Annotated in this window: 19 protein-coding genes; 10 read left to right on the plus strand and 9 right to left on the minus strand. The window is 72.5% G+C overall.

Features of this window, described 5'->3' with window-relative positions; translation table 11 throughout:
- The first annotated feature begins 161 nt into the window (after positions 1–161).
- Both argS and lysA read left to right on the plus strand, forming a co-directional pair.
- Entirely contained in the window at positions 162–1823 is a 1662-nt protein-coding gene (gene argS, locus ACIG47_RS02945; RefSeq protein ID WP_397429538.1) for an arginine--tRNA ligase, read from the plus strand.
- The gene (gene lysA / locus ACIG47_RS02950) at positions 1820–3181 is read left to right on the plus strand and encodes a diaminopimelate decarboxylase (RefSeq protein WP_397429539.1); all 1362 of its coding nucleotides are present in this window, start codon (positions 1820–1822) and stop codon (positions 3179–3181) included. Before argS ends, lysA begins: the two co-directional genes overlap by 4 nt.
- A 357-nt stretch (positions 3182–3538) precedes the next feature.
- On the opposite strand, the gene aceB is transcribed toward lysA, so the two are convergent.
- Together aceB and aceA are read right to left on the minus strand one after the other, a co-directional pair.
- Positions 3539–5431, minus strand: coding sequence for a malate synthase A (gene aceB / locus ACIG47_RS02955; protein WP_397429540.1), 1893 nt, complete (start codon positions 5429–5431; stop codon positions 3539–3541).
- A complete protein-coding gene (gene aceA / locus ACIG47_RS02960) occupies positions 5431–6783 on the minus strand; it encodes an isocitrate lyase (RefSeq protein WP_397414016.1) in 1353 nt (450 codons plus the stop codon). The genes aceB and aceA overlap by 1 nt, the downstream gene beginning before the upstream one ends.
- Positions 6784–6939: 156 nt before the next feature.
- Here aceA and ACIG47_RS02965 point away from each other — a divergent pair, with 156 nt between their 5' ends.
- The gene (locus tag ACIG47_RS02965; RefSeq protein WP_397429541.1) at positions 6940–8496 is read left to right on the plus strand and encodes a helix-turn-helix domain-containing protein; all 1557 of its coding nucleotides are present in this window, start codon (positions 6940–6942) and stop codon (positions 8494–8496) included.
- Between the two features lie 74 nt (positions 8497–8570).
- Here the strand turns inward: ACIG47_RS02965 and ACIG47_RS02970 are convergent, their stop codons facing one another.
- A complete protein-coding gene (locus tag ACIG47_RS02970) occupies positions 8571–9500 on the minus strand; it encodes a LysR family transcriptional regulator (protein ID WP_397429542.1) in 930 nt (309 codons plus the stop codon).
- A 167-nt stretch (positions 9501–9667) separates the two neighbouring features.
- On the opposite strand from ACIG47_RS02970, the gene ACIG47_RS02975 reads away from it, so the two are divergent.
- The 5 genes from ACIG47_RS02975 (at position 9668) to ACIG47_RS02995 (ending at position 14829) form a co-directional block, all read left to right on the plus strand.
- The gene (locus tag ACIG47_RS02975) at positions 9668–11041 is read left to right on the plus strand and encodes an MFS transporter (protein WP_397429543.1); all 1374 of its coding nucleotides are present in this window, start codon (positions 9668–9670) and stop codon (positions 11039–11041) included.
- A 139-nt stretch (positions 11042–11180) separates the two neighbouring features.
- Positions 11181–11930 (plus strand): 3-hydroxybutyrate dehydrogenase, encoded by a 750-nt coding sequence (locus ACIG47_RS02980; RefSeq protein ID WP_397414005.1) that lies wholly within the window; start codon positions 11181–11183, stop codon positions 11928–11930.
- Positions 11931–12003: 73 nt separating this feature from the next.
- Complete coding sequence (locus tag ACIG47_RS02985) at positions 12004–12828, plus strand: CoA transferase subunit A (protein ID WP_397429544.1); 825 nt, start codon at positions 12004–12006, stop codon at positions 12826–12828.
- Positions 12829–12831: 3 nt separating this feature from the next.
- On the plus strand, positions 12832–13482 hold the full coding sequence (locus tag ACIG47_RS02990) for a CoA transferase subunit B (RefSeq protein WP_397429545.1): 651 nt from the start codon (positions 12832–12834) through the stop codon (positions 13480–13482).
- A 174-nt stretch (positions 13483–13656) separates the two neighbouring features.
- Entirely contained in the window at positions 13657–14829 is a 1173-nt protein-coding gene (locus tag ACIG47_RS02995) for an acetyl-CoA C-acyltransferase (RefSeq protein WP_397429987.1), read from the plus strand.
- A 24-nt stretch (positions 14830–14853) separates the two neighbouring features.
- On the opposite strand, the gene nhaA is transcribed toward ACIG47_RS02995, so the two are convergent.
- Complete coding sequence (gene nhaA, locus ACIG47_RS03000; RefSeq protein ID WP_397429546.1) at positions 14854–16146, minus strand: Na+/H+ antiporter NhaA; 1293 nt, start codon at positions 16144–16146, stop codon at positions 14854–14856.
- Positions 16147–16262: 116 nt separating this feature from the next.
- The gene (locus ACIG47_RS03005) at positions 16263–16817 is read right to left on the minus strand and encodes a DUF1697 domain-containing protein (RefSeq protein WP_397429547.1); all 555 of its coding nucleotides are present in this window, start codon (positions 16815–16817) and stop codon (positions 16263–16265) included.
- 504 nt (positions 16818–17321) lie between these two features.
- Between ACIG47_RS03005 and ACIG47_RS03010 the strand changes: the two genes are divergently transcribed.
- Both ACIG47_RS03010 and ACIG47_RS03015 read left to right on the plus strand, forming a co-directional pair.
- Positions 17322–18581, plus strand: a complete 1260-nt coding sequence (locus tag ACIG47_RS03010; RefSeq protein ID WP_397414398.1) for a PhoH family protein — start codon at positions 17322–17324, stop codon at positions 18579–18581.
- Positions 18582–18835: 254 nt separating this feature from the next.
- On the plus strand, positions 18836–19606 hold the full coding sequence (locus ACIG47_RS03015) for a GPP34 family phosphoprotein (protein ID WP_397429548.1): 771 nt from the start codon (positions 18836–18838) through the stop codon (positions 19604–19606).
- Between the two features lie 228 nt (positions 19607–19834).
- Here ACIG47_RS03015 and ACIG47_RS03020 read toward each other — a convergent pair whose 3' ends face one another.
- Genes ACIG47_RS03020 through ACIG47_RS03035 form a run of 4 tightly spaced genes read right to left on the minus strand, consistent with a single transcriptional unit; the run spans position 19835 to position 23244 of the window.
- Entirely contained in the window at positions 19835–21280 is a 1446-nt protein-coding gene (locus tag ACIG47_RS03020; protein WP_397429549.1) for a class II fumarate hydratase, read from the minus strand.
- A 55-nt stretch (positions 21281–21335) separates the two neighbouring features.
- Entirely contained in the window at positions 21336–22025 is a 690-nt protein-coding gene (locus tag ACIG47_RS03025; RefSeq protein WP_397413993.1) for a carbonic anhydrase, read from the minus strand.
- A complete protein-coding gene (locus ACIG47_RS03030; protein ID WP_397429550.1) occupies positions 22022–22957 on the minus strand; it encodes a carbohydrate kinase in 936 nt (311 codons plus the stop codon). The genes ACIG47_RS03025 and ACIG47_RS03030 overlap by 4 nt, the downstream gene beginning before the upstream one ends.
- Positions 22954–23244 (minus strand): exodeoxyribonuclease VII small subunit, encoded by a 291-nt coding sequence (locus ACIG47_RS03035; RefSeq protein ID WP_397413987.1) that lies wholly within the window; start codon positions 23242–23244, stop codon positions 22954–22956. The genes ACIG47_RS03030 and ACIG47_RS03035 overlap by 4 nt, the downstream gene beginning before the upstream one ends.
- Between the last annotated feature and the right edge of the window lie 94 nt (positions 23245–23338).

Consider the following 23338-nt stretch of genomic DNA (forward strand, 5'->3'; position numbering starts at 1 on the left):
AGCGAGACTACCAGGTAAGCGGCCCGTCATGTGCATCGGTGCGCGTGACGTGCGCCAGGCCCGGAGCGATGCTGCAGCACGGCGCACGGGCCGCGTCACCGCCGCCCGCCACCTGTGGACAACCGGGGCGGCCGACCCGGACCGGCCCGTAGAATCGATCCGTGACCCCCACCGAGCTCTCCGAAGCGCTGAGCGCTGCCCTGGCCGCGGCCGTCGCCGACGGCACACTCGCCCTGCCTGCCGACGCCGTCCCGGCGTCGGTCCACGTGGAGCGACCCAGGCAGCGAGAGCACGGGGACTGGGCCACGAACGTGGCCCTCCAGCTCGCGAAGAAGGCGGGCACGACGCCGCGGGCGCTCGCCGAGGACCTGGCGGCCCGCCTCGGGGCGACGCCGGGCATCAAGTCCGTGGGCGTCGCCGGCCCGGGCTTCCTCAACATCACGCTCGACGCCGCGGCGGCGGGCGAGCTGGCGCGCACCATCGTCGAGGCCGGCGCGGCGTACGGCCGGGGCGACGCCCTGACCGGCCAGGTCATCAACCTGGAGTACATCAGCGCCAACCCGACCGGGCCCCTGCACATCGGGCACACCCGCTGGGCCGCGCTGGGCGACTCCCTGGCACGCATCCTGCGCGCGGCCGGCGCCGACGTCACCGCCGAGTACTACATCAACGACGCGGGCGCCCAGATGGACCGCTTCGGCGCATCGGTGCTGGCGCGGGCCACGGACGGCGAGGTCCCCGAGGGCGGCTACCGCGGCGAGTACGTCAAGGAGCTCGCGACCAAGGTGCTCGCGGACCGCCCCGACCTGCCGGAGCTGCCGCACGACGAGGCCGTCGCGGTCGCCCGTGAGGCGGGCTACGCGCACCAGCTCGCGGAGATCCGCGAGGTGCTGGAGAACTTCGGCGTGCACTTCGACGTCTGGTTCTCCGAGCGTGACCTGCACAGCTCCGGTGCCGTCGAGAAGGCCGTCGCCCGCCTGCGGGAGCAGGGGCACGTCTTCGACCAGGAGGGCGCGGTCTGGCTGCGCACCACGGACTTCACGGACGACAAGGACCGCGTGATGATCCGGGCGAACGGCGAGCCCACCTACTTCGCCGCCGACGCCGCGTACTACCTGTCGAAGAAGGACCGCGGGTTCCCCGGCAAGATCTACCTGCTGGGCGCCGACCACCACGGCTACATCAACCGCCTCAAGGCCATCGCGGCCTGCGCGGGGGACGACCCGGAGACCAACATCGAGGTGCTCATCGGGCAGCTCGTCAACGTCGGGGGCGCCAAGCTGTCCAAGCGCGCCGGCAACATCATCGAGCTGCGCGACCTGGTCGACTGGATCGGCAAGGACGCCGTGCGCTACTCGCTCGCGCGCTACCCCGCGGACACGCCGCTGGAGCTGCAGGGCGAGGACATGCTCAAGCAGACCAACGACAACCCGGTCTTCTACGTGCAGTACGCGCACAGCCGGACCGTGCAGATCGGCACCAAGGCCGAGGAGCGGGGCGTGCGCCGCGCGGACGGGTTCGACCCGGCGCAGCTCTCGCACGCCTCGGAGACGGCGCTGATCGGCCGACTCACCGAGTTCCCGCGGATCGTCGCCCAGGCCGCGGAGCTGCGCGAGCCGCATCGCGTGGCCCGCTACCTGGAGGCGCTCGCCGGCGACTTCCACTCCTGGTACAACGACGACGAGAAGCTGCGCGTCACGCCGTACCCCGACGAGGACGTCACGGACGCCCACCGGGCCCGCCTGTGGCTGAACGACGCCGTCCGCACGGTGCTGGCCAACGGCCTGGACCTGCTGGGCGTGAGCGCACCGGAGCGGATGTGACCGGCGCGCCCTGGTCCACCGGGGTCGGCCGGCTGCCCGACGGCGCGCTGGCCGTCGCCGGCGTCGATGTCCGCGACCTCGTGGCCGAGCACGGCACGCCGGCCTACGTGCTGGACGAGGCCGACTTCCGGGCGCGCGCCCGCGCCTACCGCACGGCGTTCGAGGCGGCGTTCGGCGCCGTCGGCACCGGCGTGGACGTGTACTACGCCGGCAAGGCGCTGCTCACCGTGGCCGTGGCGCGCTGGGCGCGCGAGGAGGGCCTGCGGGTGGACACCGCCTCGGGCGGCGAGCTCGCCGTCGCGCTGCGGGCCGAGGTGCCTGGTGCGGAGATCGGCCTGCACGGCAACAACAAGTCCGACGCCGAGATCCGGCGTGCGCTCGACGCCGGCGTGGGCCGCATCATCGTGGACTCGCTGGTCGAGATCGAGCGCGTGGCGCGGCTCGCGGGGGAGCGCGGCGTCGTCACACCGGTGATGGTCCGCGTGACCACGGGCGTGCACGCGGGCGGGCACGAGTACATCGCGACCGCGCACGAGGACCAGAAGTTCGGGCTGTCGGTCAACGCGGCCGACGGGGCGGAGAGCCCCGCGATGACCGCGCTGCTCGCGGTGCTCAAGCACCCCGAGCTGCGGCTGCTCGGTATCCACTCGCACATCGGCTCGCAGATCCTCGACCCCGACGGCTTCGAGGCGGCGGCGCGTGTGGTGCTGCGGCTGCGGGCCGACCTGGCCGAGCGGTCGGGCGTGCTGGTGGACGAGGTCGACCTCGGTGGTGGGTACGGCATCGCCTACCTGCCGGGCGACGTCGCGCTCGACCCCGAGCGGGTCGCGAAGGACATCGCACAGTCCGTGGCGGGTGTCTGCCAGGAGCTGGGCACCAACCTGCCGCGGTTCTCGATCGAGCCCGGCCGGGCGATCGTCGGGCCCGCGGGCCTCACGCTCTACACGGTCGGCACGGTCAAGCCGGTCACGGTCTCGGCCGACGGCGGAACCGACTTCACCCGCACCTACGTGTCGGTCGACGGCGGCATGAGCGACAACATCCGCCCCGCCCTGTACGGGGCTGCGTACCACGCGGAGGTCGTGGGGCGGTCCTCGGACGCCGAGCCGATCCTCGCGCGCGTGGTGGGCAAGCACTGCGAGTCCGGCGACATCGTGGTGCACGAGGTGCAGCTCCCGGCCGACGTGCGCGCGGGCGACCTGCTCGCCGTCGCCGCCACGGGCGCGTACGGGCGCTCCATGGCGTCGAACTACAACATGCTGCCCCGCCCGCCCGTCCTGGCGGTGTCCGACGGCGCCTCCCGGGTGCTGGTGCGGCGGGAGACCGAGGACGACCTGCTCGGGCTCGACCAGGGCTGACCCGCCCGATGACCTGACGGCACGGCGTCGAGCGGGCATGGCAGTCCGGCCACGCATCCGCTCGACGGTGGTGCGCGGTCTCCGGCCGTCATGGTCCCGGTCACCTCCGCCGGGTGGCTGCCTGCGCTGCGTCCGCCGTCACCACGCCAAGCCCGACACCGCGCCGGCCTCGCCCCGGGGGTGGTGGGGTGCGGAGAGAGAACGGCGGCCGGTGCGGCGTCGGGCGGATGGAAGGGGCGCCCCGACCGACGGCGGGGCGCCCCGGCTCTGTGACCGGTCGGATGACCGGCCGCGTGACCGGTCGGATGACCGGCCGCTCGACCGGTCCGATGACCGGCCGCGCGTCCGGTCGAGGTGCTACGGCCGGTCGACCGCCGAGTCCACCAGGTGACCCTGGTAGGCGGGGCTCGTGAGGAACGGCGGGAAGTCGTCCTGCAGGGCCACCTGGCGGAAGATCGCCGCCGCGTCCTCGAGCCGGTTCCCGTGCTCGTGCGGCAGCGACGCGACGACGTCGAGCAGGATCGCCTCGACGCGCTCGCGGGTCACGGGCTGCTGGTCGTCCTCGGTCACGGTGCCGGACGCGATCCACTGCCACACCTGCGACCGCGAGATCTCCGCCGTGGCGGCGTCCTCCATGAGGCTGTCGAGCGCCGCGGCCCCGGTACCGCGCAGCCAGGCGTCGAGGTAGCGGACGGCGACCGACACGTTCGACCGCAGGCCGGCCGAGGTGACCGTCGCACCGGCCCGGCGGGCCGAGGCGATGTCGAGCAGCTCGTGCTGGCCCACCGTGACGTCGTCCCGCAGGCGCGACACCTGGTTCGGCGCGTCGCCCAGGACGGCGTCGAACTCGGCCTGCGCCACCGGGATGAGGTCGGGGTGGGCCACCCAGGTGCCGTCGAACCCGTCGGACGCCTCACGCTTCTTGTCGGCGCTCACCTGGGCGAACGCCCGCTCCGTGACCTCCGGGTCGCGGCGGTCGGGGATGAACGCGCTCATGCCGCCGATGGCGTGCGCCCCGCGCTTGTGGCACGTCGCCACGAGCAGCTCGGTGTACGCGCGCATGAACGGCGCGGTCATGGTCACCTGGGCGCGGTCCGGCAGCACGTACGACTCCCCGCGGGTGCGGAAGCACTTGATCACCGAGAACAGGTAGTCCCAGCGGCCCGCGTTCAGGCCCGCGCAGTGGTCGCGCAGCTCGTAGAGGATCTCCTCCATCTCGAAGGCCGCGGGCAGGGTCTCGATGAGCACCGTGGCGCGCACGGTGCCGCGCGGGATGCCGAGCGCGTCCTGCGCCACCTCGAAGACCTCGTTCCACAGCCGTGCCTCCCGGTAGCCCTCCAGCTTGGGCAGGTAGAAGTACGGGCCCCGGCCGCGCGCGACGAGCTCGGCCGCGTTGTGGAAGAAGTAGAGACCGAAGTCCACGAGGCTGCCCAGGGCGTTGCTCGTGATGCCGTGCGCGTCCGTGTACCGCAGGTGGGCCTCGTCGAGGTGCCAGCCGCGCGGCCGGAACACGATGGTCGGCAGGTCGGTGATGTCCGACGACCGCAGCCGGTACTCCTTGCCCGCCTCGTTCGTGAACGCGAGGGTGCCGCGGATGGCGTCGTGCAGCGCGAGCTGTCCCTCCACCACGTTGGGCCACGTGGGGCTGGAGGCGTCCTCGGCGTCGGCGAGCCAGCACCGGGCGCCCGAGTTCAGGGCGTTGATCGTCATCTTGGGGTCGGTGGGGCCGGTGATCTCGACGCGGCGGTCCTCCAGCCCCGGCGCGTTCCGGGAGCCGGCGACCCGCCAGTCCGGGTCGTCCCGCACCGGCCGGGTGGAGGCCCGGAAGTCGGGGTCGGTACCGTCCGCGATGTCCTGCCGGCGCAGCTGGCGCTGGGCGATCAGGTCGTCGCGGGCGGCGTCGAACCGGTCATGGAGCAGGGCCAGGAACCCGAGGGCCTCCGGTGTGAGGATCTCGTCGTACCGCGGCCCCACGGAGCCGGTCACGGTGATCACGCCGCGGCGGGCACCGGTCCCGGAGGCGCCCACCCCGCCGTTCGGCAGGGTGCTGGGCGCCGAGCTCCGCGGCGCGGGGGCGGCGGCCTCTGACGTCCGGGCGGGGGCGGGCGACGGCGCGGGGGCGGGCGACGGCGCGGCCGGCGCGGAGACCGACGCCGTCCGCGACGCCGGAGGTGTGCCGATACCGGCCAGGCCGGCGTCGGCGTCGTACGGGCTGGTGCCCTGGGCGCGGGTGTCGATGGTGGCGGTCATCAGAACTGCGCCTCCTCGGTCGAGCCGGTCAGTGCGGTGGTGGCCGAGTCCGGGTTGAGCGCGGTGGCGACCCGGTCGAAGTAGCCCGTGCCCACCTCGCGCTGGTGCTTGGTGGCGGTGTAGCCGCGCTCCTCGGCGGCGAACTCCAGCTCCTGCAGCTTCACGTAGGCCGACATCTGCTCGCGGGCGTAGCCGTGGGCCAGGTCGAACATCGAGTAGTTCAGGGCGTGGAAGCCGGCCAGGGTGATGAACTGGAACGTGAAGCCCATGGCGCCCAGCTCGCGCTGGAACTTCGCGATCGTGTCGTCGTCGAGGTGCTTCTTCCAGTTGAACGACGGCGAGCAGTTGTAGCTCAGCATCTGGTCGGGGAAGTCGGCCTTGACGGCCTCGGCGAACTTGCGCGCCAGCTCCAGGTCCGGTGTGCCCGTCTCCATCCAGATCAGGTCGGAGTAGGGCGCGTACGCCTTGGCGCGGGCGATGCACGGCTCGATGCCGTTGGTGACCTTGTAGAAGCCCTCGTTGGTGCGCTCGCCGGTGATGAACGGGCGGTCGCGCTCGTCGACGTCCGAGGTGATCAGCGTCGCCGCCTCGGCGTCGGTCCGGGCGATCACGATCGACGGCACGTCGGCGACGTCGGCCGCGAGACGGGCGGCGTTCAGGGTGCGCACGTGCTGCTGCGTCGGGACGAGCACCTTGCCGCCGAGGTGGCCGCACTTCTTCTCCGAGGCGAGCTGGTCCTCCCAGTGCACGCCGGCGGCGCCCGCCTGGATCATCGACTTCATCAGCTCGTACGCGTTCAGCGGGCCGCCGAAGCCGGCCTCGGCGTCGGCCACGATCGGGGCGAGCCAGTCGCGCGTGGGGGCGCCGTTCTCCGAGACGTCGATCTGGTCGGCGCGCAGCAGGGCGTTGTTGATGCGGCGCACGACGGCCGGCACGGAGTTGGCCGGGTAGAGCGACTGGTCGGGGTACGTCTGGCCGGAGAGGTTGGCATCGCCGGCGACCTGCCAGCCCGAGAGGTAGATGGCCTGGAGCCCGGCCTTGACCTGCTGCACGGCCTGGTTGCCGGTCAGCGCCCCGAGGGCGTTGATGTAGTCCTCCTCGTGCAGCTGCTTCCAGAGGCGTTCGGCGCCGCGGCGGGCCAGCGTGTTCTCCTCGCCGACCGAGCCGCGCAGCGCGACGACGTCCTCGGCGGTGTAGGTGCGCTCGATCCCGGCCCAGCGGGGATCGGACGCCCAGGACCGCCGCAGCTCGTCCGCGGTCTGCACCTGGTCGCCAGCGCGGGGAGTCGCCGGCACCGCGGTCGTCGCGGACGTGGTCGCCTCGGACGTGGGATGGATCGTGGGTGCGCTCATGGCGGGTCTCCTTCTCGGGACGGAACGTTGTCACCGCGTCTGCCGGTGACGTGTTACGACCTTCCGCCCCGCACAACCCCCTTCTCAAGCAGATCTGAGTAGAAGTTCTTCTGTTCTTCTGTTGATCGGAAGGCTTTCCGTATGTCACCCTCGGGCATGGCAGGAACCCCAGGAAATCGCAGAACCGCGCGAAACGCGACATCCTCGCGTTCTCCGCAGAGCGGTCAAAACGCTTCTAGGGTCACGGCGGCGACCACGGCGACGACGCCGCCGGACGCCGAGCCGGACGCCCTCACGATCGGTCGCCGCATCCGCCACCTGCGCACCGGCAAGGGCATGACCCTGGAAGACCTCGCGGCGGCCATCGATCGTGCTCCGTCGCAGGTCAGCACGCTGGAGAACGGCAAGCGGGAGCCCAAGTTCTCGCAGCTCCAGGCCATCGCGCGGGCGCTCGACGCCGGCGTGGACGACCTGCTCTCGGCCGAGCCGCCGTCGGAGCGGGACGCGCTGGAGATCGAGCTGGAGCGCGCGCAGCGCGGCCCCCTCTTCGCGTCGCTCGGTATCGACGGCGTGCGCATCGGCAAGTCGCTGCCCCACGACGCACTCTCGACGATCCTGGCGCTGCACCGCGAGCTGGAGCGCCTGCACACCGAGCGTGCGGCCACCCCGGAGGAGGCGCGCCGGGCCAACGGCGAGCTCCGCGACGAGATGCGCGCCAAGGACAACTACCTGCCGGAGCTGGAACAGGTGGCCAAGGGCCTGCTGGCCGACGTCGGGCACACCTCCGGGCCGCTGCCCCAGCGCATGGCCGCCGAGATCGCCGCGCACCTCGGCTTCACGCTGCACTACGTGAGCGACCTGCCGCACTCGACGCGGTCGGTGATCGACACCCGCAACCGGCGCCTCTACCTGCCGTCCAAGGGGTTCCGCGGCCGGTCCAACACCCGCTCCGCGCTGCTGCAGGCACTCGCCTCGCACGTGCTGGAGCACACGGAGCCGGGGCACTACGGCGAGTTCCTGCGGCAGCGGGTCGAGGCCAACTACCTCGCGGCCGCGCTCATGGTGCCCGAGAAACCGGGCGTGAAGTTCCTGCGCGACGCCAAGGACGAGCGGGCGATCGCCATCGAGGACCTGCGTGACGCGTTCGGGGTGTCGTTCGAGACCGCCGCGCACCGCTTCACCAACCTCGCCACGCGCCACCTCGGCATCCCGGTGCACTTCATGAAGGTGCACGAGTCCGGGATCCTGCACAAGGCCTACGAGAACGACGGTGTCCGGTTCCCGTCCGACGCCCTGGGCGCCGTCGAGGGCCAGCACGTGTGCAAGCAGTGGACGGCGCGCCGGGTGTTCGACGTCGAGGACCGGTTCAACCCGTATGCGCAGTACACCGACACGTCGTCGGGCACGTACTGGTGCACGTCCCGCGTGGAGAACACCTCGGACGGCGCCTTCTCGGTGTCGGTCGGCGTGCCGTTCGCGCACGTCAAGTGGTTCTCCGGGCGGGAGACCACCCAGCGCGCGGCCTCCCGTTGTCCCGACGAGTCGTGCTGCCGGCGTCCGCCCGCGGAGCTGTCGGAGAAGTGGGGCGACTTCGCCTGGCCGTCCGCGCGGCCGCACGCGTCGATGCTCGCCGCGATGCCCTCGGGCGCGTACCCGGGCGTGGAGACGACGGAGGTCTACAAGTTCCTGGAACGGCACGCTCCGGAGGACTGAGCCCCCCCGGACCGACGAGCGCGGACCTGGTGGCGGATTCGGGGCTCTTACCGCCACCAGGTCCGCACTCGACGTCAGGGGGAGGTCGTGAGCCCCAGCATGTGGTCGCGCTGACGGGCCATCTCGTCGGCCAGCACCTGCACGACGGCGGCCACGGCCGGCCGGCGCCACGACTCGCTGCGGATCACGGCCCAGTAGGGCAGCCGCTCGGTGACCTCGTCGGGCAGGAGCCGCACCAGGTCGTCGTGCCGGTCGGCCATGAAGCAGGGCAGGAAGCCCAGTCCAGCGCCGGCGCGCGTGGCCTCGACGTGCACGAACACGTTGGTCGACGCCAGGGCGTCCGGCATGCCCGGGACCAGGCGCCGGGGCGCGTCGAGGTCGTTGACCTGGAGCATCGAGTCGACGAAGTAGACCAGCCCGTGCCGCGACATCTCCTCGACCGTGGCGGGCGTGCCGTGTCGCGCCAGGTAGTCCCGCGAGCCGTACATCCCGAGCACGTACTCACCCAGGCGCACGGCCTTGGCCCGCTGCACGTTGGGGTCCCCCACCACGACGTCGACGTCGACCCCCGACCGGTGGTGGGTGGCCACGCGGGTGACCGTGACGAGCTCGACGGACAGCTCCGGGTGCTCCCCGCGGAGCCGGGCGATCGCGGGGGAGGCCACGTAGGCGCTGAACCCGTCGGTCGCCGTCATCCGCACGACGCCGGTCACCGGGTCGGCCTCGGTGTCGCCGCCCACGAGCCGGTCCACGGCGTCGGACACGGCCTCCCCGGCCCGGGCCGCGCGCCGGCCGAGCGCCGTCAGCTCCCAGCCGTCGGCGCCCTTGACCAGGAGGCGTCCGCCCAGGGCACGTTCCAGCGCCGTGATGTTGCGGGCGACCGTGGTGTGGTTGACGCCGAGCGCGCGGGCCGCCGTCGTGTACCGGCCGGTGCGGGCCACGGCCAGGAGCACCAGGAGCTGGTCGGCGACCTGGCCGGCCGGCGGGTCGTTGCGGGCTGACATGCGGTGACGCTACCAAGTGTGCATTCCTGCACACGCCGTCTGCCGAGTTCGTCATTGCTGCGCACAGTGCTTCCGGGAAAACTCGGGCGGGTCATCCGTGGCGGTCCGCGCGGACCACACCGGGCCGGCCACGTCCCGTGTCAGAGTCGACACCTAGGAGCAGCAGCATGTCCGCACAGCAGAGCCAGGGCGCACCGGGGGACCGGTCGCTCATCCGGCGCATCGTCGCCGCCTCGATGGCCGGCACCGTCGTCGAGTGGTACGACTTCTTCCTCTACGCGACCGCCGCCGCGCTCGTGTTCAACAAGGTGCTCATGCCCGAGACGGGCAACGCCTACGACGCGATCATCGCCGCGTTCGTCACCTACGCGGTGGGCTTCGTGGCCCGTCCGCTGGGCGGCGTCATCTTCGGCCACCTGGGCGACAAGCTCGGACGCAAGTACACGCTGCAGTTCACGATCGTGCTGATCGGCGTGGCGACCGTGCTCATGGGCTGCCTGCCCACGTTCCAGCAGGTCGGCTTCCTCGCCCCGGCGCTCCTGGTGATCCTGCGCTTCGTCCAGGGCGTGGCGCTCGGCGGCGAGTGGGGCGGCGCCGTGCTGCTCGTCGCGGAGCACAGCCGCGACGACGAGCGCGCCCGCTGGACGGCGTGGCCGCAGGCCGGCGTGCCCGCGGGCAACCTGCTCGCGACCGTCGTGCTCTACACGATGTCGGCCACCCTGACCGACGAGGCCTTCCTCGCCTGGGGCTGGCGCGTCGCGTTCTGGCTGTCCGCCGTCGTCATCGTCGTGGGCTACTACGTGCGCACCCGCGTCTCGGACGCGCCCATCTACGAGGAGGCGAAGGCCGAGATCGACGAGGGCGACAAGGGCTACGGCGTGCTCGAGGTGATCAGGCGCTACCCGCGTGGCGTGCTCACCGGCATGGGCCTGCGGTTCGCCGAGAACATCCTGTACTACCTCGTGGTCAGCTTCTCGATCGTCTACCTCGGCACCGCGCTCGGCATGGACACCACGCGCATCCTCGGTGTGGTCGCGGCCGCGCACGCGTTCCACTTCGTGGTGATCCTCGCCGTCGGGCGCCTCGCGGACCGCGTGGGCCGCAAGCCGCTGTACATCACGGGCGCCGTGCTCGGCGCCACCTGGTGCTGGTTCGCCTTCCCGGCCATGGACACCCAGAACGCCTGGGTGATCCTGGTCGTACTCATGGCCGGCCTGCTGTTCCACGCGCTGATGTACGCCGTGCAGCCCGCGATCATGGCCGAGATGTTCCCCACCCGGATGCGCTACTCCGGCGTCTCGATCAGCTACCAGGTGACCTCCATCGTGGCGGGCTCCCTGGCGCCGATCCTCGCCACCACCTGGCTCAAGAACACCGGCTCCTGGTGGCCCACCGCCGTCTACATGGGCGTCGCCGCCCTCATCACCCTCGTCGCGGCGATCGCGCTGCGCGAGACCAGGGGCGCATCGCTGCACGCCCTGGACGCCGAGGACCAGGCACGCGAGCAGGCGCTCGCGGCGAAGGGACTCGCACGGGACTGAGTCGCGCGGGCTCCCGGTCGTCAGGCGGCCGGGAGCCCGCCGGGCGGCCCGCCGGGCGGCCCGCACGGCCGCGAGCACGCGGGCGAGAGGACGAGCGGTGGAGGCGTACGTGGTGGAAGGCCGAGGAGAAGGACCGACGATGGAGCTGACGCTGACGGGCCGCCGGGCCCTCGTGACGGGTGGCGCGAGCGGGATCGGCGCCGCGTGCGCTCGCGAGCTCGCCGCACGCGGTGCCCACGTGACGGTGGCGGACGTGGACGGCGACGGCGCCAAGGCCGTCGCCGAGGAGGTGGGCGGCGAGGCCTGGGTGGTCGACCTGTCCGACACCCGGGCCCTGGACGACCTGCGGCTGGACACGGACGTGCTGGTGAACAACGCGGGCATCCAGCGCGTCAGCCCCATCCAGGACTTCGTGCCGGACGACTTCCGGCTGGTCCAGCGGATCATGCTGGAGGCGCCGTTCCTGCTGGTCCGCGCCGCCCTGCCGGGCATGTATGCCCGAGGCTGGGGGCGGGTGGTCAACATCTCGTCGGTGCACGGGCTGGTGGCCTCGCCGTTCAAGGCGGCGTACGTGGCGGCCAAGCACGGCCTGGAGGGCCTGTCCAAGGTGACGGCCCTGGAGGGTGGCGAGCACGGCGTCACGAGCGTGTGCGTCAACCCCGGCTACGTGCGCACGCCCCTGGTGGAGAAGCAGATCGCCGAGCAGGCTCGGGTGCACGGGATCGGTGAGTCCGAGGTGATGGCGAAGGTCATGCTCGCGGAGTCCGCGGTCAAGCGGCTCGTGGAGCCGCACGAGGTGGCCGCGCTGGTCGGCTGGCTCACAGGCCCGGACGCCGCCATGGTGTCCGGTGCCTCGTGGGCCGTCGACGGCGGCTGGAGCGCCCGGTGACCCCCGGGCACCCGGGGTGTGACACTGGCTCATGGCACGACCTGCCGGTACTGACCTGATGAAGGAGTCGACGATGACTGGAGCACGCACCGGGTTCGACAAGGTGGTCGCCAGCGCGGCCGAGGCGGTGGCCGACATCCCGGACGGCGCCTCGCTGGCCGTGGGCGGGTTCGGGCTGTGCGGCAACCCGATCGCGCTGATCGAGGCGCTGCTGGCGCAGGGCACCAGCGGCCTGTCCGTGGTGAGCAACAACTGCGGCGTGGACGACTGGGGTCTCGGGGTGCTGCTCGGCGCGCAGCGCATCGCCAAGATGACCAGCTCCTACGTGGGCGAGAACAAGGAGTTCGAGCGTCAGTTCCTCTCGGGCGAGCTCGAGCTGGAGCTCACCCCGCAGGGCACGCTCGCCGAGAAGCTCCGCGCCGGTGGCGCGGGCATCGCGGCCTTCTTCACGCGGACGGGCGTGGGCACGCAGGTGGCCGACGGCGGCCTGCCGCGCAGGTACGACGGCGCGGGCGGCGTGGCGATCGCGTCGCCGCCCAAGGAGGTGCGCACGTTCGGCGACGATGGCGCCGAGTACGTGCTGGAGGAGGCCATCAGCACCGACTTCGCGCTGGTGCACGCCCTGCGCGGCGACCGGCACGGCAACCTCGTGTTCAACAGGTCGGCGCGCAACTTCTCGCCGCTCGCCGCGATGGCGGGGCGGGTCTGCATCGCCCAGGTCGAGGAGCTCGTCGAGCCGGGGGAGATCGACCCGGACAGCGTGCACCTTCCGGGCGTGTACGTGCACCGGCTGGTGCACGTCGGCACCGACATCGAGAAGCGGATCGAGCGGCGCACGGTGACGGAGCCCGCGCCGTCGGGCACGCCGTCGGGCACCTCGACGAGCAAGGAGGGCTGAACCATGGCACTGACGCGACAGGAGATGGCCGCGCGCGCCGCGCGCGAGCTGGCCGACGGGATGTACGTGAACCTGGGCATCGGGCTGCCCACGCTCGTGCCGAACTACGTGCCGGCCGACCGGCACCTGGTGCTGCAGTCCGAGAACGGCATCCTCGGGGTGGGCCCGTACCCGACCGAGGACGCCGTGGACCCCGACCTGATCAATGCGGGCAAGGAGACGGTGACCCTGCTCCCGGGGTCGTCGATCTTCGACTCCGCCACGTCGTTCGGGATGATCCGCGGCGGCAAGATCGACGCCGCGATCCTCGGCGGCATGCAGGTCTCGGCCACGGGCGACCTGGCCAACTGGATGATCCCCGGCAAGATGGTCAAGGGCATGGGTGGGGCGATGGACCTCGTGCACGGCGCGGGCCGGGTGATCGTGCTCATGGAGCACGTGGCGCGCGACGGGTCACCGAAGATCCTGCGCGAGTGCTCGCTGCCGCTGACCGGCAAGGGTGTGGTGAACCGGATCATCACCGACCTGGCGGTGCTCGACGTGACGCCGTCCGGGCTGGTGCTCCGGGAGCTCGCGCCCGGCGTGACGGCCGAGGAGGTCGTCGAGAAGACCGAGCCGGAGCTCGCCGTCGAGCTGGTCGGCTTCGCGGGCTGAGCTCGTGCGTGACCGGTGCGCCCTCGACCGCGGGGCTCGCCGGTGAATCCGGGGGATACGCTGGGAAGAACGGCCAAAGGAGGTCTCATGAGTGACGCATTTTCCGCCCCCACGGGTGCCACGAGCACCGGTCCGGGCGCCACTGGTTCGGGCGCGACACACGGCGCCGACGACGTGGTGATCGTCTCCGCGGCACGGACGCCGCAGGGACGGCTGAAGGGTTCGCTGTCCGCGCTGAGCGCCGTGGAGCTCGGCGCCGTCGCGGCACGCAAGGCGCTGGAGGGCGCGGGTGCGCTCGCGGCCGACGTGGACAAGGTGGTCTTCGGCCAGGTGATCCAGGCGGGCGCGGGGCAGAACCCGGCCCGGCAGACGGCCGTGGCCGCCGGGGTGCCCTGGGACGTGCAGGCCGTGACGGTGAACAAGGTCTGCCTGTCCGGGCTGACGTCGATCATCGACGGCGCCCGGCTGCTGCGCACGGGCGAGGCGTCCGTGGTGCTGGTGGGCGGGCAGGAGTCGATGACCAACGCCCCGCACATCCTGGCGGGCGCGCGGACCGGGTTCGGTTACGGCTCGGCCGAGCTGGCCGACTCCGTGGCGCACGACGCCCTGACCGACGCGTTCGACGACGTCTCCATGGGCATCTCGACCGAGGAGCACAACACCGGCGACGTGTTCGTGTCGCGCGAGGAGCAGGACCAGATCGCGGCGGCCTCGCACCAGCGTGCCGCTGCCGCGGCGAAGGACGGGTACTTCGAGGCGGAGCTGGCGCCCGTGTCGGTGCCGCAGCGCCGCGGCGAACCCGTCGAGGTGCGCACCGACGAGGGAGTGCGGCCCGACACGACGCCCGAGTCGCTCGCGCGGCTGCGCCCCGCGTTCACGAGCGACGGGACGCTGACGGCGGGCAACTCGTCGCAGATCTCGGACGGCGCAGCGGCGCTCGTGCTCACCACGCGCGCCCGGGCCGAGGCGGCTGGGGTGCCGGTGCTCGCGACGGTCCGCTCGCACGGCCAGGTGGCCGGGCCGGACAACTCGCTGCACTCCCAGCCGGCCCGGGCGATCGGTCAGGCCCTGGAGCGTGAGGGCTGGTCGGCGTCCGACCTCGACCTCGTGGAGATCAACGAGGCGTTCGCCGTGGTGGTCGGGGTGTCCGCGAAGGAGCTCGGCGTGCCGCTCGACATCGTCAACGTGCACGGCGGCGGCATCGCGCTGGGACACCCCGTGGGGGCGTCCGGCGCGCGCATCGCGGTGCACGCGGCGCACGAGCTGGCCCGGCGGGGCGGTGGCCGGGCCGCCGTCGGCCTGTGCGGCGGCGGGGGCCAGGGTGAGGCGCTGCTGCTGGAGGTCTGACGCCGCCGTCGGCTCAGCGCCGGGTCAGTGCGCCTCGCGGTCCTCGGCGTCGCCGATGTAGGCGCGGACGTCGTCCGCCCGCCCGTCCAGGTTCATGTCCGAGGTACGGGCGCGGCGGGCGTCCCAGCGCAGCGAGACGCCGCCCAGGATCGCGGCGAGCACCGAGGCGCCGAGGATCGCGATCTTGGCGCCGTCGGTGTGCTCGGAGTCGCCGAAGGACAGCTCGCTGATCAGCAGCGACACGGTGAAGCCGATACCGGCGAGCAGCCCCACGGGCAGCAGGTCGCGCACGCCGATGCCGTCGGGCAGCCGCAGCGGCGTGACCCGGGTGACCAGCGCCGTGGTGCCCAGCACGCCGACGAGCTTGCCCACCACGAGCCCGGCGGCGATCGCGGCGACCACCGGCTGACCGACCACGGCGCCGGGTCCGCCGCCGTCGACCAGCGAGACGCCCGCGGCGAAGAACGCGAACACGGGCAGCGCGATCCCCGAGGAGATCGGCCGGAGCCGGTGCTCGTACCGGGCGGTGCGCGCCGTCGGCTCGCCGTGGCGGGCGATCGCCGGGACGGTGAAGCCCAGCAGCACGCCCGCGATGGTGGCGTGCACGCCGGAGGAGTGCATCAGCGCCCACGCCACGACGGCGAGCGGCAGCAGCACGTACCAGCGCGGCGCGCGCGAGCGCACGTGCCAGGCGTACAGCGCCACGCACACGAGTGTGCCCAGCAGCGGCAGCCAGTGGATCTCGCTCGTGTAGAAGATCGCGATGACGACGATCGCCAGCAGGTCGTCGACCACGGCGAGCGTGAGCAGGAAGGTGCGGATGGCGGCGGGCAGCCCGCGGCCGAAGATCGCGAGGACGCCCACCGCGAACGCGATGTCGGTGGCCGTCGGGATCGCCCAGCCGTGCAGCGCCCCGGGCTCGTCGAGCAGCAGCAGGGCGCCCACGTAGATCAGGGCGGGCATCGCCATGCCCCCGACCGCGGCGATCATCGGGACCCCGGCCTCCTTGGGGTTGCGCAGGCTCCCCGCGACGAACTCCTGCTTGAGCTCGACGCCGACCACGAAGAAGAAGATCGCCAGCAGGCCGTCCGCGGCCCAGGTCGCGAGCGTCAGGTCGAGGTGGACGGGCAGCGGACCGATCGCGGCCGGCCCCACCACGGTGCCCGACAGGGCCTGGTAGGACTCCCGCCACGGCGAGTTGGCCCACACCAGGGCGAGGAACGCCGCACCGATGAGGAGCGCACCGCCCGTCGTCTCACGCGACACCCACTTGCGCAGGCGCTGGATCCGGGTGGGGGCAGGGGCGGTACCGCTCAACGGGCGTCCTCTCGGGCTGCTGCAGGTCGTGTGGTGCGGACCGATCCGACCCGGTCTCCACCGACCAGGCCTCCCGGCACGCCCGGATCTTTACCCTACCTGACCCCTCCTCGACGCTACCTCGACCCCGGATCGGCGCACGCGGCACGCAGCTTGGTGATCGTGTTCCAGTTCCGCGCCGTGGTGGGCACGCCCACGGCCCGGTCGATCACGGTCGCCGTGAGCTTCGACCGGCCGATGCCGTCCACGTAGTGCACGTACAGCACGCCCGCGGCCGTGGCCAGCATCTCGCGCCCGGCGTTGGCCAGGTCGAGCCGCGCCACCCCGGCCGCGTCCACGTCGCCGAACGGGACGTGCACCTGGAGCCGGGCCGGGTCGTCGCGTGCCGCGGCCGGGAACGGGTTCGCCCGCGCGATCTCCTCCAGCCGCGCACCACTCAGTCCGACGGCGGCCACGGGCCGGCCCACGCGTTCGGTCAGCCGCTCCTGCACGCGCCGCACGACGTCGCCCGGATCGGCGCCGTCCGTGGCGACCACGAGGTTGCCGCTGTTCAGGAGGGTTCGGGCGTCGCCGAGGCCGACGTCCTCGGCGGCGCCGCGCAGGTCCGCCGACGAGACGCGCAGACCCGGCCCGATGTTCACGGCGCGCAGCAGGATCGCGAGATGAGGCATGCGTCCATCCTCCCGCTACGGCACGCCTTCCTGCGAGTTTTGCGATTCTTTGACTCGTGGGTGAAGCCATTGCCACCATGTGAACAGTTCGTGACAACTTGCGACCCGCCGAGGGATAACTCTGGCCACAGGATGGCAGTGCGCGTAGGTTCCAGTTCAGGGACGGCACCCAGTCGCCCCTTCGGGAGGCCAACCTATGGAGTGCTTGCTCCGTGGAGAAGGGCCGGTCCCGGCTCTGCGCCACGACGCGGCGCGCCGAGCCGGTCGCCCGGCCCATCCACCAGCCCCGGTTCGACCGGGTCGGTTCCGCCGACAGGCGGTGCCCGCCAGGTAGCGACGAGGCTGTCACGGCGTTTCGGCGCCGGAGGGAGAGCCGCAGTGAGCCATTCCGCATCGACCACCCGTCCGACCGACCAGAGTGCCGACGCCGCAGCCGGCGCGGTCGGTGACGATCGCAGGACCTTCGTCATCGACACGTCTGTGCTGTTGAGCGACCCGAAGGCGATGTTGCGGTTCGCGGAGCACGACGTCGTCCTGCCGATCGTCGTGATCACGGAGCTGGAGGCCAAGCGTCACCACGCCGAGCTCGGGTACTTCGCCCGCAGCGCACTGCGGATGCTGGACGGGCTGCGGGTGCAGCACGGCCGGCTCGACTCGCCGGTCCCCGTGGGGGACACGGGCGGCACGCTGCGCGTGGAGCTCAACCACGTGGACCCGACCGTCCTGCCCGCCGGGTTCCGCCTGGGGGACAACGACACCCGGATCCTCGCGGTGGCGGCCAACCTCGCTGCCGAGGGCAACAGCGTGACCGTGGTCTCCAAGGACCTGCCGATGCGGGTCAAGGCGTCGGCGGTCGGTCTGCAGGCCGAGGAGTACCGGGCCGAGCTCGCCGTCGACTCCGGCTGGACCGGCATGCGCGAGATCGACCTCTCCGACGAGCAGATGGGCGCTCTCTGGGAGAACGAGTCCGTGGAGATCGCCGCCCTGGACCCGGCGACGGTCGAGGCGGCGTCCCCGCTCCTGGTGCACACCGGCATGGTGGTGCACTCACCGGGTGGTTCCGCGCTCGGGCGCGTGACCGCCGACAAGCGCGTGCAGCTCGTGCGGGGCGACCAGGAGGTGTTCGGCGTGCACGGCCGCTCGGCCGAGCAGCGCGTGGCGATCGACCTGCTGCTCGACGACGAGATCGGCATCGTCTCGCTCGGCGGCCGGGCCGGCACGGGCAAGTCGGCGCTCGCCCTGTGCGCCGGGCTGGAGGCCGTGCTGGAGCGGCAGCAGCACCGCAAGGTGGTCGTGTTCCGGCCCCTGTACGCGGTGGGCGGTCAGGACCTGGGCTACCTGCCCGGATCCGAGTCCGAGAAGATGAACCCGTGGTCGCAGGCCGTCTACGACACCCTCGGCGCGCTGGTCTCGCCCGCGGTCGTCGAGGAGGTCATCGCCCGCGACATGCTCGAGGTGCTGCCGCTCACGCACATCCGCGGGCGGTCCCTGCACGACTCGTTCGTCATCGTCGACGAGGCGCAGTCGCTGGAGCGGAACGTGCTGCTGACGGTGCTGTCCCGGATCGGTCAGAGCTCCCGCGTGGTGCTCACCCACGACGTCGCCCAGCGCGACAACCTGCGCGTGGGGCGGCACGACGGCGTCGCGGCGGTGATCGAGGCGCTCAAGGGGCACCCGCTGTTCGCGCACGTGACCCTGACCCGGTCCGAGCGTTCGCCGGTCGCGGCGCTGGTGACAGACATGCTGGAACGCCTGGACGTCTGAGGCGACCCCACGCTCCGACATGTCAGAAGCTCAGGCCACCTCGGTGACCTGAGCTTCTGACACGTGCGGAACTTCTGACACGCGAGAGGCGCGCCGCCGGACGGAACCCCCCAGCCCCGCAGTCCCGCGGTACGCCTCTCGATGCGTGCACGACCGACAGTAGCAGACTTAGGTAAGCCTAACCAAAGAGACGGCCAACCTGGCGATCGTCTCAATTAGGGGTGTGTCGCCCTTGTCGGATATAGCATCGGGGCATGCTGATAGCCGAAGACTTCCTGCTGCTCGCCGTCGACGACGAGACGGGCAAGACCGCCAACGTCGACAACCTGGGCGTTCGCCTCGCCGGTGCACTCCTGGCCGACCTCTCCGACGCGCGCAAGACCCTGCTGCGGGGTGCTCCGGAGGCCGGTGCCACCAAGGAGGAGCGCGAGAAGGCCGGTGACGCGACGATCATCGTCACCGACAACAGCCCCGCGGGCCACATCGCCCTCGACGCCGCGCTGCAGGCCGTGCTCGCCACGCCGGACGCCCCGGCGCGCAAGGTCGTCGAGGCGATCTCCAAGGACGCCGAGGAGAACCTCCTGGCGGCGCTCGTCGAGCGCGGCATCCTGGAGAAGGAGGAGTCCAAGCTCTTCCGCATGCTCCCCGTGACCCGCTGGCCGGCTGCCGACTCGAGCCACGAGACCGCGCTGCGGGCGAACCTCACCAAGGTGCTCGTCGAGGGCGCCGAGCCCGACGAGCGCACCGCCACCCTGATCTCCCTGCTGCACGGCTCCGGCCTGATCGCCGGCCTGGTCGGCAAGGAGCAGCGCAAGGCCGCCCAGGAGCGCGCCGAGGAGATCGCCGGCAGCGAGTGGGGCGTCGCCACGGTCGCCACGCAGGTCGCCATCGCCGCCTCGGTCGCGGCCGTCGCCACCGTCGGTGCCGCGGTCGCCGCTGCCGTGATCCTGCAGGCCCAGAAGGACGACGCCGAGGGCGCCGCCCCGGCCGAGGCTGCCCCGCCGGTCGAGACGCCGGCGGTCTGACCGGACCTTACGCCGGCCCGGACCTCACGCCGGCCCACCCGGCAGGGTGCCGAACGTAGGTTTCGTCGTGCCAAGACCCGCTCATCGAGCGACGAAGCCTGCGTTCGCGCGGGGTGCTCGGGCGGCGGTGGTCTGCTGGACCCGGCATGGCAGAGCGCCTGTCCCGTTCCTCCCGATCAGCGGGTGGGACGGGACAGGCGCTCTCTGCTGTCCGGGGCCTGCGGCGTCTCAGGCCTGCGGCGGCCTCGTCATCGACAGCACGTCGAGGGCCGTGTCGAGCTGCTCCTCGGTGACCTCGCCGCGCTCGACGAAGCCGAGGTCGAGCACGGCCTGGCGCACCGTGATGCCCTCCTTGACAGCGTGCTTGGCCACCTTGGCGGCGGCCTCGTAGCCGATCGCGCGGTTCAGCGGCGTGACGATCGACGGCGACGACTCGGCCAGCGCGCGGGCGCGGTCGACGTTCGCGGTGATGCCGACGATCGTCTTGTCCGCGAGCACGCGCGACGAGTTCGACAGCAGGCGGATCGACTCCAGCACGCCCTGCGCGATCACCGGGATCTGCACGTTCAGCTCGAACGAGCCGCTCGCACCGGCCCACGCGACGGTGGCGTCGTTGCCGATCACGCGCGCGCACACCATGAGCACGGCCTCGGGGATCACCGGGTTGACCTTGCCCGGCATGATCGAGGAGCCCGGCTGCAGGTCGGGCAGCGCGATCTCGCCCAGACCGGTGTTGGGGCCGGAGCCCATCCAGCGCAGGTCGTTGCAGATCTTGGTCACGGAGACCGCGATGGTGCGCAGCGCGCCCGAGAGCTCGACCAGGCCGTCGCGGGCCGACTGCGCCTCGAAGTGGTCGCGCGCCTCGGTCAGCGGCAGGCCCGTGTCCTGCGCGAGCAGCGCGATGACGCGCTGCGGGAAGCCGGCAGGGGTGTTGATGCCGGTGCCGACGGCGGTGCCGCCCAGCGGGACCTCGGCGGCGCGGGGCAGCGCGGCCTGCAGGCGCTCGACGCCGTAACGGATCGCGGCGGCGTACCCGCCGAACTCCTGGCCGAGGGTGACCGGGGTGGCGTCCATGAGGTGCGTGCGGCCGGACTTCACGACGGTCGCGAACTCGTCCGACTTGGCCTGCAGCGCGTCGGCCAGGTGGTTCAGCGCGGGGATGAGGTCGTTGACGACGCCCGACGTCGCCGCGACGTGCACGGACGTGGGGAACACGTCGTTCGACGACTGCGAGGCGTTGACGTGGTCGTTCGGGTGCACGTCCTTGCCGAGCGCGTTCGTGGCGAGGGTCGCGAGCACCTCGTTGGTGTTCATGTTCGACGACGTGCCGGAGCCCGTCTGGTACACGTCGATCGGGAAGTGCCCGTCGTACTTGCCGGAGGCGACCTCGTCCGCGGCGGCGACGATGGCGTCCGCGATGTCCTGGTCGAGCACGCCGAGCTCCGCGTTCGCCGTCGCCGCGGCCTTCTTCACGCGCGCGAGGGCCTCGATGTGGGCCCGCTCGAGCGGGGTGCCGGAGATCGGGAAGTTCTCGACGGCACGCTGTGTCTGCGCGCGGTACAGGGCGTTCGCGGGGACACGAACCTCGCCCATGGTGTCGTGCTCGATGCGGTAGGCGGTCGTGGTGTCGCCGGGCTCGGCGGAGCCCGGCGAGACGACGGTGTCAGCAGTCATGGGTCTATCGTGCCGCAGCCTCGCTCGGGCGACGCACCGCAGGGCGTGACTCCTGTCACCCCGCGAGGGGCTCCTGCGCGGCCGGCGGCACCTCGCCGATGTCACCGATCACGTCGACCATGCGCGCGCTGCCCTCGGCGAGGTCGTACTCCAGGCCGACCACCGCGCACCGGCCCTCCTCGACGGCCCGGGCGAGCCCGGCCGAGTACCCGTGCAGCATCCCGACGGTGTGCTTCACGTGCTCCCGGCGCAGCAGGTCCTGGTCGGACAGGAGGGCCATGGTCGCCGCCTGGTCGCCCGAGGTGATGCTGGCGATCGACGGGATGACCCGGTCCACCACGGCACGCACGAACCCGCCGGGCTGCTCGCCCGTGGCGAGCGTGTGCGCCGCCGCGGCCACCGCCCCGCACGAGTCGTGCCCCAGCACCACGACGAGCGACGCACCGAGCACGTCCACGCCGTACTCGATCGAGCCGATCACGGTGGTGTCGACGACGTGGCCCGCGGTACGGACCACGAACACGTCGCCCAGGCCCTGGTCGAAGATGATCTCGGCGGCCACCCGGGAGTCCGAGCAGCCGAAGATCACGGTGTGCGGGTGCTGCGCGGCCTGGAGCTCGCGGCGCCGGTCGGCGCCCTGCGACGGGTGCGCGGGCGCGTCCGCGACGAAACGGTCGTTGCCCGAACGCAGCAGCGCCCAGGCGTCACGCGGCGTGAGCCGCTCCGGCATCGGGACCGAGCTCATGATCCGACCTCCTCACGACGGGGCGGGTTGGCACCCGCCCGGGACACGGTGACGGCCGCGACAGCGACGCAGCCCTCCAGGACCTGCCGCACCGTGGCGGCGTCGACCTCGTCGAGCGCGGCCCGCCGGCCGGCGCCCAGCAGGTCGTGCTCCCACAGGCCGTCGATCAGGGCGCCCATGAACGAGTCGCCCGCGCCCACGGTGTCTACCACGTCGACCTGAGGAGCCACGACCTCGACCTCGCCGGCGTCGGACACGGCGACCGCGCCCTTGCCGCCCAGGGTGACCACGACGAGCGCGGGCGTGCCGGCCTGCCACTCGCGGGCGACGGCCACCGGGTCGGAGCCCGGGTACAGCCAGGCGAGGTCCTCGTCGCTCACCTTGACCACGTCGGACAGGCGCACCAGCGCCTCCACGCGCGGGCGGACCTCGTCGGCCTGGCCCATGATCGCGGGCCGGGCGTTCGGGTCGTACGTGGTGGTCGCCGTCGCCCGGGCGGCCTCCAGGAGCTCGCGCACCTGGGTCGCGCCCGGCTCGAGCATCGCCGCGATGGACCCGGTGTGGACGGCCAGCGCGCCGTCGGCTCCGGCACCGGGGCCGCCCGGCAGCGCCGCGGCGGGGACCTGCCAGGTGAGGTCGAAGTCGTAGGTGGCCGAGCCGTCGTCGTCCAGGGTGGCGACCGCGACGCTCGTGCGAGCCGCGCCGTCGCTGCCCTCGACGAGGCGCACGCCCGATTCGGCGAGCCAGCCGCGCACCAGGTCGCCCCGGTCGTCCGCGCCGAGCCACGTCGCCAGCCGCACCTCGCGGCCCAGGCGGCCGAGCGTGAGAGCGACGTTGGCGATGCTGCCGCCGGGGTGGTCGGCGGTGGAGCCGTCGGGACGGCGCACCTGGTCCACGAGGGCCTCGCCCACGGCGAGGACGTGCGCGCTCACCGGGCCTCCTCCGGGGAGTCGGCGGAACCGGCCGAACCTGCCGAACCGCCGGAGGCCTGCTGCGCGGCCGCCAGGCGTTCACGGGCGCCGTCGAGCCACTCCTGGCAGCGGGCGGCCAGGGCCTCGCCGCGCTCCCAGAGCGCGAGCGATGCCTCCAGCGGCTCGCCGCCGGCCTCCAGGCGGCCGACCACCTGCACGAGCTCGTCGCGTGCCTGCTCGTAGCTGAGGGTGGCGACGTCGGGGGCGTCCTTCGTCGGATCGGTACCGGTCACAGCTTCTGTACTCACGGGGACAGTCAACAGCACGTCGCCGACATCCGTGGTCCGTTGTCCACAGGTTCGACGTCACCGTGGAACCAGCGTGGCGGAATCAGCTTGGCCC

The organism is Promicromonospora sp. NPDC052451 (assembly GCF_044547525.1).
Taxonomy (GTDB): domain Bacteria; phylum Actinomycetota; class Actinomycetes; order Actinomycetales; family Cellulomonadaceae; genus Promicromonospora.

What these genes read in the sequence shown, in the direction of transcription:
- aceB (WP_397429540.1), bottom strand. Translation starts at nt 5,431, where the DNA reads ATGACCGCCACCATCGACACCCGCGCCCAGGGCACCAGCCCGTACGAC.
- aceA (WP_397414016.1), bottom strand. Translation starts at nt 6,783, where the DNA reads ATGAGCGCACCCACGATCCATCCCACGTCCGAGGCGACCACGTCCGCG.
- ACIG47_RS02965 (WP_397429541.1), top strand. Translation starts at nt 6,940, where the DNA reads ATGGCAGGAACCCCAGGAAATCGCAGAACCGCGCGAAACGCGACATCC.
- ACIG47_RS02970 (WP_397429542.1), bottom strand. Translation starts at nt 9,500, where the DNA reads ATGTCAGCCCGCAACGACCCGCCGGCCGGCCAGGTCGCCGACCAGCTC.
- ACIG47_RS02975 (WP_397429543.1), top strand. Translation starts at nt 9,668, where the DNA reads ATGTCCGCACAGCAGAGCCAGGGCGCACCGGGGGACCGGTCGCTCATC.
- ACIG47_RS02980 (WP_397414005.1), top strand. Translation starts at nt 11,181, where the DNA reads ATGGAGCTGACGCTGACGGGCCGCCGGGCCCTCGTGACGGGTGGCGCG.
- ACIG47_RS02985 (WP_397429544.1), top strand. Translation starts at nt 12,004, where the DNA reads ATGACTGGAGCACGCACCGGGTTCGACAAGGTGGTCGCCAGCGCGGCC.
- ACIG47_RS02990 (WP_397429545.1), top strand. Translation starts at nt 12,832, where the DNA reads ATGGCACTGACGCGACAGGAGATGGCCGCGCGCGCCGCGCGCGAGCTG.
- ACIG47_RS03005 (WP_397429547.1), bottom strand. Translation starts at nt 16,817, where the DNA reads ATGCCTCATCTCGCGATCCTGCTGCGCGCCGTGAACATCGGGCCGGGT.
- ACIG47_RS03010 (WP_397414398.1), top strand. Translation starts at nt 17,322, where the DNA reads ATGTTGCGGTTCGCGGAGCACGACGTCGTCCTGCCGATCGTCGTGATC.
- ACIG47_RS03015 (WP_397429548.1), top strand. Translation starts at nt 18,836, where the DNA reads ATGCTGATAGCCGAAGACTTCCTGCTGCTCGCCGTCGACGACGAGACG.
- ACIG47_RS03020 (WP_397429549.1), bottom strand. Translation starts at nt 21,280, where the DNA reads ATGACTGCTGACACCGTCGTCTCGCCGGGCTCCGCCGAGCCCGGCGAC.
- ACIG47_RS03025 (WP_397413993.1), bottom strand. Translation starts at nt 22,025, where the DNA reads ATGAGCTCGGTCCCGATGCCGGAGCGGCTCACGCCGCGTGACGCCTGG.